The organism is Gordonia phosphorivorans, from assembly GCF_042432625.1.
GTDB lineage: Bacteria > Actinomycetota > Actinomycetes > Mycobacteriales > Mycobacteriaceae > Gordonia > Gordonia phosphorivorans.
The window spans coordinates 207,670-220,576 of the sequence record NZ_JBHLWV010000011.1; the positions used below are offsets into that span (position 1 = coordinate 207,670).

A 12,907-nucleotide genomic window follows, 5' to 3' on the forward strand; every position below is an offset into this window, starting at 1 on the left:
ATCGGGTCGGCCGGGCGATCACCCGGCCCGGACGTCGCCGTTCGTGGCGGCCGCGCGTTCGTCGCGCACGATGTGTGCCGCCCGCGCGTACACCGATTCGATGGTGAGCACCACCGCGCAGCCCACCGCGACGCTGCCCGGGATGAAGACCAGCAGGTCGTCGATCTGTTCCCACGCCGTCGGGCTCCACAGCGCGACCCAGGTCAGGCACAGCGCGATCACCGTGGACAGCTCGCCGAGGAAGTTGATCACCACGAAGGCGACGGCGGCGCGCCGGTGCCTGCGCACCGACTTGCGTGAGAAGTGAAAGTTGGCCGAGAAGGCCAACAGGAGCACGGCGAACAACGACAGCAGCAAACCCAGGTCGTCCGCGGTCAAATCCCGCATCGCATCTCCCCTTCCGCGCGGGCACTAATCCAGCGCGACCATAACCCACGCGCCGGCCGCCCGAGCGCCTAGAGTCGGCTGTGGCCCACCCCGACCGTTCCAGGAGATCCCCATGCCGACCTTCCGCGAAGCCATCGAAGCGCGCGATATGGACGCCGTCGACGCCCTGCTGGCCGACGACGCCGTCTTCCGCAGCCCAGTCGCCTTCTCCCCCTACCCCGGCAAGGCGATCACCTCGGCGATTCTGCGGGCCGTGACCGAGGTCTTCGAGAACTTCGTCTATGTCCGGGAGATCGCCGATCCAGGGGGCGACCACGCCCTGGTCTTCGAGGCCGAAGTCGACGGCCTGGCGATCACCGGATGCGACTTTCTGACCTACGACGAGGACGGCAAGATCGTCGACTTCATGGTGATGGTGCGCCCGCTGCGCGCCGCCGAGGCCCTCGCCCGCGAGATGGGCGCTCGCTTCGAGCAGATCCAGGCGCAAGCCCTGGCCTACGGCGAGGACAACTCGGCCAGTACTTCCTGATTGAAGCCGCTCCACAGCGATTTGGCCCATGCGCCGAACGGCCGATCGGTGAGCACCACCGCGGCGGCACGACGCTCCGGATCCACCCACAGAAAGGTGCCGGCCTGGCCGAAGTGACCGAACGTGGTCGGCGAATGATCCGGTGCCGTCCAGTGGGTGGCCTTGTGCCCCTTGATCTCCGGGCCCAGGCCCCAGTCGTTGGGCCGAAACTTGCCGTAGCCCGGGACGAAACCGTCCAGGCCGGGGAACTGGACGGACCGCGCCGCCTGCGCGGTCTGAGCGGAAAGCAGTTGCGGCGCCAGCAGATCCGCGGCGAATCGGGCGAGATCGGCGACGCTCGACGACGCCCCGTGTCCGGCGGGGCCCACCAGCGCGGTCCGCGACATCCCGAGCGGTTCGGCCACCGCTTGGGCGAGGTACTCGGCGAAGACGATCCCCGTTTCTCGTTCGACCGTCTCGGCCAGCACCTCGTAACCGGCGGAGGAATAGATGCGTTGCATGCCCGGGGCGGCGGCGACGTCACGGCTGTCGAAGGCCAGGCCCGAGGCGTGCGCCAGCAGGTGCGTCACCGTGGCTCCGGGTGGCCCGGCGAGGTCCTCGAGCTCGAGTGCCCCCTCCTCCACCGCGACCAGAACTGCCTGGGCCACAAGGAGTTTGGTCACCGACGCCAGCGGATACACCCGATCCACATCGCCGTAGGTCGCCAGCGGCAGGCCGGGCGCCAGGATCGCCGCCGAGACGTTGTCCACCGGCCAGTCGGCCAACCGCTGCAGTGCTTCCACGCCCCGCACCCTACTAGCCTCGTCGGCGCCCGCCGCGCAGGCAGAAACCCTGCCGCGGACGTGAGAGTCCGCGACAGGGTTTCGTCGTCTCCGCTAGCGTGCCAGCGGGTACCGCAGCCGCGCGACGGCCACGTCGTTCCAGATCTCCGAGGTCACCTCGGCGGCGCGCACGGGCACCACCCGGCCGCTGTTCTGCAGCACCAGAACGGCGATCCGCGACATGACGTCGTAGCCGTCGTCGGAGTAGGTGATCTCCCCGGTCTGGCCGTCCAGGCGTCCGAGGGTGTCCACCGTGAAGTCGTACACCAGGGTGTCGACGGCACCGGCGACCGCGGCCCGGGCGATGTCGCCCAGGTCCACCGCCACCAGGCCCTTGCTCATGCCGTCGGCGATGGTGTCGACCATCTCGGTGCTGCGGCGCGCGTTGATCTCGGCCAGCCCGGTGCGGATGGCCGTGTCGATCTGATCGGCGCGCAGATCGTCCGGGCTGCCCGGCACCAGCACCACGTCGCGACGTCCGCGGAAGTTCTCGCGGAACAGCCCCTCCAGCGGGTCGGTGGCGAACAGGAACAACGGACGCTCACCGCTGGGGTCGGCGTTGGTCAGCATCGACTCCACCTTGGCGGCCACCCGCTTGGCATACGCCTCCAGGGCCTGGCTGCGATCGTCGCCGTGTGCGCGCGGATCGTCGATGTGCTCGTTCACCTTCAGCTCGTGCGCTTCGGTGGTGCCCGATGCGGACCAGACGTGCCATTCGCTGGCCGACAGGGTCACCGCGAAGGCGCGCTGCGGATTGGCCACCGACCGGACGATCTGCCCCAGGTCCCAGTACTTGCCCACCTGAATCTGGTGCTCCAGGTTGTTCGGCAGCACGAAGACCTCGGCGCCGTCGGCGGTGGCGAAGATCGCCAGCGACCGCGACAGCACGTCCCAGCAGTCGTCGTCGAGAATCGCCGTGGTGATCGCGTGGAAGGACTCCTCGATCGCGTGGTCGGCACCGCGCTCGCGCAGGGTGCGGATCGCCGAGTCCATCGAGCTCTTCACGGTGGTGCGGGCCACGTCGTACTCGGCAGCGGTGGCCGGCAGGTACACCGTGACCGCGTTCTCCTTGGGGGTGCCCATCTCGAGCAGTTCGGCGGTGGTCGGGAACTCATATCGGGCCAAGGGATGCTCCTGGTTAGAAGTTTCGACGCGCGTTCGGTTGGCGTCGAGACGGTGGTCGCACCCTGTTCGGCGCTCTTCCACCGACACCCTTATTTTAGCTGACCGCCGCTACACCAATTCGGCCAGGGTGCCCTCATTAAACCTGCTCCGGGGCGGTTTTCCACCCCGGAGCGGGTGCCGAGTCTCCTGTGCGAGCGGTGCTAGCGCGTGGAGGTCGCCGGGGTCCGCGTCGTGGGCGCGGTGGTGGGCTCCTCGTCGGCAGGCTCCTCGTCGGCAACCTCCGGAGCCACCTCGAGCTCGCCGGACTGCTCCACCACCTGGTCCTCGTCGAGGGTGCGGTTCACATCGTCGACGTTGCCCAGCACGCGGTCCACGTCGGCGGTGGTGTAGCCGCAGTTCTTGGTCGCCTCCGAGACCCACTTCTTGGTCAGCCGCGGAATGCCGGCCTCGTGGGCGGCGGTCACGCTGCCGCTCTGGATGTCCTTGGAGCGGCTCAGGTCCGGGACCTCGGCGCACACGTGGAAGGCAGAACCGTTCTTGGTCCAGTAGACCTGGTCGGCGCCGGTGAGCTCCTTGACCACGTTGGTCTCGACGCTGTACTGCTCCACCGACGGGGCGTCCTTGTCGATAGAGAAGACGACCACCAGTGCGGCAACAGCGATGGCGACGGTGCCCAGAATGCCCTTCTGCTTCCCGTCCATGTTTTTGTCCAGGAAGATCAGCACGATCAGCGGCAGGAAGGCCAGGATCGTCATGATGACGCCCAGCTGGTTCTGCACGAAGAACCGGACCTTGTCCTTCTCCGAGGCCGGGTCGTACCGATTGGCCTTCTTCCACAGCAGCGACCCGATCAGCGTCAGCACCGCGATACCGACGATGAGCCCGATGATCAGCCAGGTGTTGACCGGCTTGTCCGGCAGCAGCGCCCACACGATGGTGAAGATCTCCAGGCCGATCGCCGCCACCCACAGGACCATCGCGACGATGCGCAGCTTGAGCGCCGTCGACTTCGCCTCCGGGGACGCTTGAAACGAGCCACCCTTGGTGGTGCGCTGCGTCGCCACATCGGCGCCGCGCTCGGCGCGGGACTTCGCGGACTTACTACTGCTGGGCTTGCTGCTCTCGGCCATTCGTTCCTCCAGATCGGGCAATCGCGATCACTGTAATCGGTTGTCGCGCAGTGCCCGCCACCGCACGAGAAAATCACGTCTGCAGACGGAAATGTCGTGGGAGCGGAGACTTCTCCACTCCCACGACATCTCCATCGTTCGCTACCGCGCCGAGCGCGGGGCGATCAGTGATCGGCGTCGGTGTACCGGATCACGCCGCGGATGTTGCGGCCCTCGAGCATGTCGGTGTAGCCCTCGTTGATCTGGTCGAGGCGGTACTCGCGGGTGATCATGTCCTTGATGTTCAGCTTGCCGATCTTGTACATCGACAGCAGGTTCGGGATGTCCAGCTTCGGGTTGGCGCCGCCGAAGATGGAGCCCTGCAGGTTCTTCTGCAGCAGGGTCAGCATCGCCAGGTTCAGCGTCACCTCGTTGTCCATCATGTTGCCCATGCCGGTCAGCACGCAGGTGCCGTTCTTGGCGGTGATGCTCAGCCAGGTGTCGACGTCCTTGCCGAAGACCTCGCCGACGGTGACGATGACCTTCTGGCACATGCCCCATTCGGTGGCGTTGCCGATCTCGTTCATCGCCTCTTCCACCGACGCGAAGACGTGAGTGGCACCGAACTTGAGGGCCTGCTCGCGCTTCCACTCCACCGGGTCGATGGCGAAGATGTTGCGCGCACCGGCGATCTTGGCGCCCTGCAGGGCCGCGGTGCCGACGCCGCCGACACCGATGATGGCCACGTCCTCACCCGGGCGGACGTCGCCGCTGCGGGTGGAGCTGCCGTAACCGGTCGGGATGCCGCAGCCGCACAGCGCGGCGACCTCGAAGGGGATGTCCTTGTCGATCTTCACCGCCGACGCCTCGTGCACCACCATGTACGGCGCGAAGGTGCCCAGCAGGGTCATCGGGTAGACCGGCTCGCCGTCGGCGGTGTGGATGCGGAAGGTGTGGTCGGAGACGGCCTCACCCTGCAGCAGCATGGCGCCGAAGTCGCACAGGTTCGCGACGCCGGCCTTGCACGATTTGCACTTGCCGCACGACGGAATGAAGCTCAGCACCACGTGATCGCCGACCTCGAAGTCGGTGACGCCCTCGCCCACTTCCTCCACCACGCCGGCACCTTCGTGCCCGCCCAGGATCGGGAAGCCGGCCATCGGGATGCCGCCGGTCATCAGGTGATGGTCGGAGTGGCACATGCCCGCCGCTTCCATCCGGATCTTGATTTCATGGGCCTTCGGATCACCGATCTCGATCTCTTCGATCTTCCACGGCGTGTTGAGCTCCCGGAGGATTGCACCCTTAGTCTTCAATTTCCCAACCTCACTCGAGTTGCACACCGCCGGCTCCGGCGGTCCAGACATGTCGCGCGACGACCCGCGCTCCCAGAGGTGACAGTAGTCACCTGACTCCAAAATTGAAACACGTTCCAGTTACCTGCCGGGTCACCGCACCCCGGAGCGTGCCGTCCGGGGCGCTCGGCCGTCAGTGGACCAGCCCGGCGTCCTTGCCGCCGTAGGCTGCGCGCAGCGTCGGCTTGACCACCTTGCCGCCCGCGTTGCGCGGCAGTTCGTCGACCACCACGAGGTCCTTCGGATGCTTGAAACGGGCCAGATTCTCGTTGAGGTACGGCTCGAGTTCGACCAGGGTCAGTTCGTCGACGCCGTCGGCCAGCACCACCACGGCCACCGGCACCTCGCCCCACTTCTCGTGCGGACGACCGATGATCGCCGCCTCCAGGATCTTCGGGTGGCTGAACAGTGCGTTCTCCACCTCCGAGCAGTAGATGTTCTCGCCGCCGGAGATGATCATGTCCTTGGCGCGGTCGACCACGTAGAGGAAGCCTTCCTCGTCGGCGCGCACCAGGTCACCGGAGTGGAACCAGCCGTCGCGGAAGGCCTCGGCGGTGCCCTCGGGGTTCTGCCAGTAGCCGATCATCATCGTCGGTCCGCGGTAGACGATCTCGCCCACCTCACCGGGCGCGACGTCCTCGCCGAGCGGATCGACGATCCGTGCGGTCACCGCGGGCACCACCTTGCCGATGGAGCCGATCTTGCGCAGCGCGTCCTTGCCCTCGAGCACGCAGGTCACCGGCGACATCTCCGTCTGCCCGAAGACGGCCACGTTCATCGCCTCCGGGAAGGTCTCATTCATCGCGTTGAGCACCGAGTCCGACGCCGGGGCCGCGCCCCACGAGATCACCCGCAGCTTCAGGTCGCGCGGCTTGGCCTGCTGGGCGGCGCACACCGCCTGCCACTGCGCCGGCACCAGGAAGATGGTGGTGGTCCCCTCCGCTTCGAGGGTGTCGAGCATGTCGTTGGGGTCGAAGGCCCCGAGCGGGTGGATCAGACTCATCGCACCCATGTAGATCAGTGCGGTCATCGCCCCCAGTCCGGCGATGTGGAACAGCGGAGCCACCGCCGAACCGATATCGTCGGACCTGGTGTGCAGGGCTTGCAGCAGCGTCGCGGCCTGCGCCTGCAGATTCTGATGGGTCAGCATCGCCCCCTTGGGCTTACCGGTGGTGCCCGAGGTGTACATGATCAGGGCGACGGTGTCCTCCGGGATGTCCAGCTCGGGGAGGTCGGAGCCGTCCTCGGCCACCAGTTCCTCGTACTTGAGGTGCCCGGCGTTGTCGGTGTCCCCGACGACGATGACGTTTTCGATGCCCGTAATCCCGGCCACCGCGTCGGCCAACGGAGCCAGGAGCGACTCGGTCACGATCATCGACGAGCCGGAGTCCTGAACGATGAACCCGATCTCCGGCGGCGCCATCCGGATGTTCACCGGCACCGGGATCGCACCGATCAGGTTGGCGGCGAAGACCACTTCCACGTACTCGGAGCGGTTGAGCATCAGGACCATGATGCGATCACCGAATCCCAACCCGCGCCGACGCAGCGCCGCCGCGAGCCGGTGGGTGCGCGCGTCCAGCTCCGCCCATGTGGTGGTCTTGCCCATGAACTTCAGTGCGGGCCGGTCCGGAATCATCTGCGCGTGGCGCCGGCACTGGTTGTTCCAGTGATTGCGGCGGGAGCGAGTCGGTTCGGTGTTCAGGTCGATGCCGAGTGCGTTGGTCACGAGGTCTCCTTGGTCGGATGTGCGGTTCATGGTCGGTTGGATCGGGTGACGGGCGGATCGGGTGATGGTTCGAGCGCGGGGCGCCCGGTTCGGGTCAGCGGGACCCCGCGGAGAATGCAGCGATGGCCGCCTGAAACTCGGGTGTCTGCAGCAGTCGGGTCTGGCCGGCGATCTCTCGGTCGATCGCGGCCTCGTACTGGGTGAGGGTCGCGGCGTCGAGCGCCGCCTTGGTCAGCGCCAGCGCTTCCGGCGACGAGGCGCAGAGCTTGGCGGCGGCGCGCGCCACCACGGCGTCGAGACCCTCCGGCTCCTCGATGACCCCGTTGATCAGCCCCACTTCGAAAGCCTCTGTGGCGCAGAGCTTTTCACCCAGCAAGGCCATCGAGTTGGCGCGGGCACGGCCAAGCGAGGCGGCGAAGGTGGCCGTCGCCGCACCGTCGGGCATCAGGCCGATCCGGACGAAGGTCAGCAGGAAGTAGCTGCGAGCACTCGCGTAGAGGAGGTCGGCGGCCACCGCCAGCGAGGCACCGATGCCCACCGCGGGCCCGTCGATCGCGGCGATGACTGGCATCGGCAGCGCCCGGACCGCACCGACCAGCCGGGAGCCGTTCTCGATGATGGCCCGCGAGTCGGATTCGTCGAAACCGCCCTTGGCGGCCGCGTCCGTGGCCATACCGGCCACATCGGCCCCGGCACAGAAGGCGCCGCCGCGCCCGGAGATCACGACGACGCGGACCCCACGCTCACGCGCCCAGGCCCCGCACAGGTCGATGATCCGCGCGGAGGCGGCGCCGTCGAGCGCATTGAGCACCTCGGGCCGATCGATCTCCAGGCGCGCCACGCCCGCCTCGTCGATCCCACTCCAGATTCCATCCGCGTACTCGAGTTGCGCCATCGTTTCCTTTTTCGCAGGGCCGGTCGTTGTCGCACACAGTAGCACCCCCTGTGACTCACATCATGAGAATCCTGGTTAACTTATGTTGCACCCAGATACGGCTGGCCTGCGCCTTCAGCGATGTTTGGTGAAATTATATCTGGTCGCCGATGTTCGACTAGCATGATTCGACATGCCCCCGAAGCCACCCCGGGCAGGCGTACCCGCAGGCCGGGTGCGCCCGCCGGATCGCCGCGCCCACATCGTCGCCGCCGCGACGATCGGCTTCAGCGAGCACGGTTTTCACGGCACCAAACTCTCCGAGATCGCCGATTCCGCGGGCATCTCCGCACCCGCGCTCTATCGCCATTTCGCCAACAAGTCCGACCTGCTCGGCGCCGTCGTCCGCGACATGAGCGCCCGCGTCCAAGCGGCGCTGGCCGCGGTTCCGCCGCAACCGGGAGCGCCCGAGGCCGAGTTGACCGCTCTCCTCGACGCCTACGTGGCCAACGTGCTGGCGCATCGGCACCACAGCGACATCTACCGCTGGGAGTGGCAGAGCCTGGCCGAGCCGGACCGCGAGTTCGCGCGCGGACTGCGCCGCGAGGCGCACCGTCGGACGCGCGGCCTCATCGCCGGGCTCCGCCCGGACCTCAGTCGCGCCCAGTGCGACGCCCTGACCGACGCCGTCTTCGCCATCGCGTCGAGCCCGGGCAATCACCGAGTCACGCTGCCGCGCAAGATCATCGGGCCGCTGCTGCGCAATGCCGCGCTGGCCGCGGTGCACGCCGAGTTGCCGGCGAACCCTTCGGCGTCGGACTCCGTCCCCGGCCTGACGCCGAACGGACGCCGCGAAACGATCCTCACCGAATCGGTCGTCCTGTTCGCCGATCGCGGCTTCCACGACGTCACCGTCGAGGACATCGCCGCCGCGGTGGGGTTGCCGCCGTCGGGCGTCTATCGCCACTTCCCCTCCAAGCAGGCGATCCTCACCGCGGCGTTGCACCGTGCGTCCGAGCGCACCACGTCCGCGATCAGCGCCGGGCTCGCCCAGAGCGGCGGACGGGACGAGGCACTGGTGCGGTTGGCCGAGCAGTACACGCGCCTGTGCGTGGCCGAGCCTGCCATCGTCACCGCTTACCGGCGCTGTATCGGCACCCTCGACGAAGAGCAACGCGCGCAGCTACGACGTCAGCAGCGCACCAACGTCGACGAATGGTCCACCTGGCTGCTCGACGCCCGGCCGGAGGTCCCGCCGAATGCGGCGCGCTTCCTGGTGCATGCCGCGCTCGATGCGATCACCGACCTGACCTGCCACGACCATCCGACCGACGCCGCGACCGCCACCGCGATCGCCCTGGCGGTGCTGCGCGAGACCTCGCTCGAGGGCGTGGTCCGCGAGCGGCCGGTCAGAGGGTGACCAGGCCCGCCAGCCGCCATCGATCGCCGTCACGCAACAGGGTCACCCGCACCCGCGTCTGATAGGCCAGACCTTCGTCGCCGGCGCTCGGCAGATCGGGCGAGGTGATCTTCTGATCCAGCGCCACCAGCACCACGGCCTCGGCGTCGTTGATCGACTCCAGGCCCGAAGCCACCGCGGTGCCCACGGAGGTGGCCTTGGCCTCGTCGGTGCCGCGGCGCGCCTCCTGCGAGGACTTGATGTAGTCGTCGGCGAACCCCGGCGTGGAGATCTCACGGATCCGTCGATCCAGGTCGGCGAAGTCGCCCGGTGCGTACGTCACCACCAGGGCCGCATACGTCCGCGCGTCGGCGAGCGCCTGCGCTCCGATCCCCGCGTCGGGCCCGAGGCTGGCCTCGTCGTCGGTCGCGACGAAGTAGCTGAGCACCCCCACCGCCACGAGCAGCACCGTGATCATTCCGACGAGGGCCACCACCAGGGACGGCCCGCCGGACCGCGCTGGCTTCTCGACCACCTTGCCCGGCGTGCGGGCGGCATCGGCGGCCAACGCCTCGCGTGCGCGCCGGTTCTCGGCGAGGAGATCTTCACGCTCTTCCGCGGTCAACGCGCCCGATGAGCGCGACGCGTCGTCCGGCCCCGCGGCCGTCTCGTCGGGAGCGGCGGCGTCGGCTTCGTCGGAACTCGAGGGCATGGCGACCAATCTAGCGGCCGCCGGGCCCGGATCGGGGAAACCCTTGCGGCACGTTTGAATATCAAATATATGTTGTAGGACATCACCGACTCACTCAGGAGCCCTCATGGTCGTCTTCACCCCGGAACAGTCCGACTTCGCCAAGTCGGTCGCCGACTTCTGCAAGCGCGAGACCGGCACTCGCGAGCAGCGCAACCGGTGGACCAACAACGGCGACGAGAACCACTCGCAGGAGCTGTACCGCAAGATGGCCGACCTCGGCTGGGCCGGGATCAACGTCGCCGAGGAGTTCGGCGGCGCCGGCGCAGGCAACGTGGAGCTGTGCATCTTCTTGGAGGAGGCCGTGCGCGGACAGGCCCCCATCGGCGGCATCGGCCCCACGCTGATCACCGCCGCCGCGTACGAGAAGTTCGCCGACGATGCCCTCAAGCGCGAGGTGCTGGCGGGGGTCGTCGCCGGCGATTCGCTGTCGATCTCCATGTCCGAGCCGGAGGCCGGCTCCGACGTCGGCGCCCTCACCTGCCGGGCCGAGAAGGTGGACGGCGGCTGGAAGATCAACGGCCAGAAGACCTGGTGCTCCAATGCGCACTTCGCCAAGTCGATCCTGCTGATCGCGCGCACCGACAGCTCCGGGGGCAAGCACGAGGGCCTCACCCAGTTCCATGTGCCGGCGGGCACCGAAGGACTGAAGATCAACCAGATCGACACCCTCGGCGGCCGCGAGGTGAACGACCTGTACTTCACCGATTGCTTCGTGCCCGACGAGGCCGTCGTCGGGCAGGTGGGCAACGGCTGGACGCAGTTGATGGCCGGCCTCAACACCGAACGCCTGATCCTGGCCGCGATGCAGCTCGGCCTGGCCGAACGGTCCTTCGACGACACGCTCACCTTCATCAAGGAGCGCAAGCAGTTCGGCCGCCCCATCGGCAGCTTCCAGGCGCTGCGCCATCGCATGGCCGACCACGCCACCGAGATCGCCGCCACCAAGGAGTTGGTCTACGCCGTCGCCCAGGCCGCCGACGCCGACCCGGCCAAGATGATGCCGCGCGAGGCGTCGATGGTGAAGCTCAAGGCCACCGAGGTCTCTAAGGCCATGACGATCGACGGCATGCAGATGATGGGCGGCTACGGTTATGCCAAGGAGTTCGACGCCGAGCGACTGATGCGCGGCGCGATCATCTCCACCGTCTTCGGCGGCACCAACGAGATCCAGCGCGACATCATCGGAAAGACCTATGGCCTCTAACTCCCCCGCCCTCGGGCTGCGGCGCCGACCGCAGCTGTCCGAGGAGGTCGCGTCCCTCCTGCGACACAAGATCATGACCGCCGAGCTGCTGCCCGGCGCGCCGATCCGGATGGACGAGACCGCGGTGGAGCTCGGCGTCAGCGTCACCCCGGTGCGCGAGGCGCTGCTGATGCTGCGCGGCGAGGGCATGGTCGACAGCGCGCCGCATCGCGGCTACGTGGTGGCCGAGTTGTCGCGCACCGACGTCGAGGACATCTTCTGGCTGCAGGGCGAGGCCGCGGGCAAGATCGCGCGTCGTACCGCTGGCATGATCGGCGACGAGGACCTGCAGGTCCTCGTCGCCGCCAACGAACGCCTCCGCGACGCCGTCGAGGCCGGTGACGCGGCGGCCATCGCGGACGCGGAGTTCGATTTCCACCGGTCCCACAACCGGATCAGCGCCAGCAGCAAGCTGGCGTGGTTCCTGCGGTCGGCCACGCGGTACACCCCGCATCAGATGTATGCGGCCGACCCCGATTGGGGCGCGGCAGCCCTGGAGAGCCACCGCCGCCTGATCGAGGCCTACCGGGCGCGCGACCCGCAGGCCGCCGCAGCCGCGATCCAGATGCAGTTCACCGACGGCGCCGCGCGACTCATCGCGCACCTGGACGGCACCGACATCTGGACCGAGAAGATCCCCTGACCTGCCGCTTTGTTACTACCCGGCCGATGGGATAAAGTCTGTTCTCGGTTCGGAAAGAGGTTCTCCTCGGCCCGGACAGAGCATTCCCCCATAGCTCAATTGGCAGAGCAGCCGACTGTTAATCGGCAGGTTATTGGTTCGAGTCCAATTGGGGGAGCAACGAAAACCCGCTGCCCGCGCAGCGGGTTTTCTGCATCTTCACCCCACACCATCGTCCCCATTCCAGTGTCGCGACCCATCCTTCGTGTCGCCGTGCTGCAGCTCCGGCGACACGAAACACGCGTCGCGACATAGCGCGCGATCGTCCTACGACCAGCAGACCCCGGGCGAGTTCCAGCCGCCCTCAGCGGTCCAGAGTCAATTCGACGTACGGGATGTCGTCGATGCGCCGTTGCGTGGCGTCCTCGATGACACCCGAAAGCTCGGCGTAGGCCTTCGGGTGCGCACGCCGGTAGCGCTCCAGCACGTCCGTGGATTCCGCGGGTGAGAGCGTCCGCGCGGTCGCGGGACGATGTCGGGTGAACCCGATCCACACCCGGCATCGCGGATCAGCCTGCAGATTTCGGTACCACTGGGACTTCTCTCCGAAGCCCGAAGCGATGATGATCCGATTCTTGGCCGGCCGGTCGACCTTCTCCAGCGCGACGTATCGCGGCTCCCCCGATGTCCGGCCGGTGTGCTGGAGCAGCAGGAGTCTGCCGCCGAACAGGAACCCCAGCCCGGCCCGAAACAGCGGAATCGGCGCACGCACGAACCATCGTGTCCGCAGCGCCTTGGCAGCGATCCCAGTCACAGCTTCACGGTACTCCCAGCAACGGCGACGGCCGGGCGGCGCGATAGTGCCCCTTGGGGTGGTGGACTTCGGATCGGGCGTAGAGTCACGCGTTCTGATCAACGAGTCGTTGTGAACGCTATGCGATTTGGGCTTGCGCGTCCATG

13 protein-coding genes and 1 tRNA gene are annotated in these 12,907 nt (G+C 67.7%); 5 read left to right on the forward strand and 9 right to left on the reverse strand.

Annotated elements, in window-relative coordinates; translation table 11 throughout:
• Positions 1–18 precede the first annotated feature (18 nt).
• A complete protein-coding gene (locus ACFFJD_RS03460; protein ID WP_382360952.1) occupies positions 19–387 on the reverse strand; it encodes a hypothetical protein in 369 nt (122 codons plus the stop codon).
• Positions 388–499: 112 nt separating this feature from the next.
• On the opposite strand from ACFFJD_RS03460, the gene ACFFJD_RS03465 reads away from it, so the two are divergent.
• The gene (locus ACFFJD_RS03465) at positions 500–916 is read left to right on the forward strand and encodes a nuclear transport factor 2 family protein (protein ID WP_382360955.1); all 417 of its coding nucleotides are present in this window, start codon (positions 500–502) and stop codon (positions 914–916) included.
• Here the strand turns inward: ACFFJD_RS03465 and ACFFJD_RS03470 are convergent.
• The 6 genes from ACFFJD_RS03470 to ACFFJD_RS03495 form a co-directional block, all read right to left on the reverse strand.
• Positions 883–1,698, reverse strand: a complete 816-nt coding sequence (locus ACFFJD_RS03470; protein ID WP_382360958.1) for a serine hydrolase domain-containing protein — start codon at positions 1,696–1,698, stop codon at positions 883–885. The genes ACFFJD_RS03465 and ACFFJD_RS03470 overlap by 34 nt on opposite strands.
• A gap of 93 nt (positions 1,699–1,791) precedes the next feature.
• A complete protein-coding gene (locus ACFFJD_RS03475) occupies positions 1,792–2,862 on the reverse strand; it encodes a baeRF3 domain-containing protein (RefSeq protein ID WP_382360960.1) in 1,071 nt (356 codons plus the stop codon).
• Between the two features lie 200 nt (positions 2,863–3,062).
• Positions 3,063–3,992, reverse strand: coding sequence for a hypothetical protein (locus tag ACFFJD_RS03480; protein ID WP_382360963.1), 930 nt, complete (start codon positions 3,990–3,992; stop codon positions 3,063–3,065).
• A gap of 164 nt (positions 3,993–4,156) precedes the next feature.
• Positions 4,157–5,287: an NDMA-dependent alcohol dehydrogenase gene (locus ACFFJD_RS03485; protein ID WP_382360966.1), complete on the reverse strand. Its 1,131-nt coding sequence runs from the start codon at positions 5,285–5,287 to the stop codon at positions 4,157–4,159.
• Between the two features lie 172 nt (positions 5,288–5,459).
• The gene (fadD5, locus tag ACFFJD_RS03490) at positions 5,460–7,055 is read right to left on the reverse strand and encodes a fatty-acid--CoA ligase FadD5 (RefSeq protein ID WP_382360969.1); all 1,596 of its coding nucleotides are present in this window, start codon (positions 7,053–7,055) and stop codon (positions 5,460–5,462) included.
• A 94-nt stretch (positions 7,056–7,149) separates the two neighbouring features.
• A complete protein-coding gene (locus ACFFJD_RS03495; RefSeq protein ID WP_382360972.1) occupies positions 7,150–7,950 on the reverse strand; it encodes an enoyl-CoA hydratase-related protein in 801 nt (266 codons plus the stop codon).
• Between the two features lie 172 nt (positions 7,951–8,122).
• Between ACFFJD_RS03495 and ACFFJD_RS03500 the strand changes: the two genes are divergently transcribed.
• Positions 8,123–9,349 (forward strand): TetR/AcrR family transcriptional regulator, encoded by a 1,227-nt coding sequence (locus ACFFJD_RS03500; RefSeq protein WP_382360975.1) that lies wholly within the window; start codon positions 8,123–8,125, stop codon positions 9,347–9,349.
• Here the strand turns inward: ACFFJD_RS03500 and ACFFJD_RS03505 are convergent.
• A complete protein-coding gene (locus ACFFJD_RS03505) occupies positions 9,339–10,040 on the reverse strand; it encodes an Rv1363c family protein (protein WP_382360978.1) in 702 nt (233 codons plus the stop codon). The genes ACFFJD_RS03500 and ACFFJD_RS03505 overlap by 11 nt on opposite strands.
• A 106-nt stretch (positions 10,041–10,146) precedes the next feature.
• Between ACFFJD_RS03505 and ACFFJD_RS03510 the strand changes: the two genes are divergently transcribed.
• From ACFFJD_RS03510 to ACFFJD_RS03520, 3 genes are all read left to right on the forward strand, one after another.
• Positions 10,147–11,286: an acyl-CoA dehydrogenase family protein gene (locus ACFFJD_RS03510; RefSeq protein ID WP_382360981.1), complete on the forward strand. Its 1,140-nt coding sequence runs from the start codon at positions 10,147–10,149 to the stop codon at positions 11,284–11,286.
• Positions 11,276–11,968, forward strand: coding sequence for a GntR family transcriptional regulator (locus ACFFJD_RS03515; protein WP_382360984.1), 693 nt, complete (start codon positions 11,276–11,278; stop codon positions 11,966–11,968). The genes ACFFJD_RS03510 and ACFFJD_RS03515 overlap by 11 nt, the downstream gene beginning before the upstream one ends.
• A gap of 84 nt (positions 11,969–12,052) precedes the next feature.
• A tRNA-Asn gene (locus ACFFJD_RS03520) sits at positions 12,053–12,125 on the forward strand.
• Between the two features lie 186 nt (positions 12,126–12,311).
• On the opposite strand, the gene ACFFJD_RS03525 is transcribed toward ACFFJD_RS03520, so the two are convergent.
• A complete protein-coding gene (locus ACFFJD_RS03525; protein WP_382360987.1) occupies positions 12,312–12,761 on the reverse strand; it encodes a nitroreductase family deazaflavin-dependent oxidoreductase in 450 nt (149 codons plus the stop codon).
• Positions 12,762–12,907: the final 146 nt, after the last annotated feature.

Bases quoted from the DNA above. Each gene is read 5' to 3' on its own strand.
- ACFFJD_RS03460 (WP_382360952.1), bottom strand. From the start codon at position 387: ATGCGGGATTTGACCGCGGACGACCTGGGTTTGCTGCTGTCGTTGTTC.
- ACFFJD_RS03465 (WP_382360955.1), top strand. From the start codon at position 500: ATGCCGACCTTCCGCGAAGCCATCGAAGCGCGCGATATGGACGCCGTC.
- ACFFJD_RS03480 (WP_382360963.1), bottom strand. From the start codon at position 3,992: ATGGCCGAGAGCAGCAAGCCCAGCAGTAGTAAGTCCGCGAAGTCCCGC.
- ACFFJD_RS03495 (WP_382360972.1), bottom strand. From the start codon at position 7,950: ATGGCGCAACTCGAGTACGCGGATGGAATCTGGAGTGGGATCGACGAG.
- ACFFJD_RS03500 (WP_382360975.1), top strand. From the start codon at position 8,123: ATGCCCCCGAAGCCACCCCGGGCAGGCGTACCCGCAGGCCGGGTGCGC.
- ACFFJD_RS03505 (WP_382360978.1), bottom strand. From the start codon at position 10,040: ATGCCCTCGAGTTCCGACGAAGCCGACGCCGCCGCTCCCGACGAGACG.
- ACFFJD_RS03510 (WP_382360981.1), top strand. From the start codon at position 10,147: ATGGTCGTCTTCACCCCGGAACAGTCCGACTTCGCCAAGTCGGTCGCC.
- ACFFJD_RS03515 (WP_382360984.1), top strand. From the start codon at position 11,276: ATGGCCTCTAACTCCCCCGCCCTCGGGCTGCGGCGCCGACCGCAGCTG.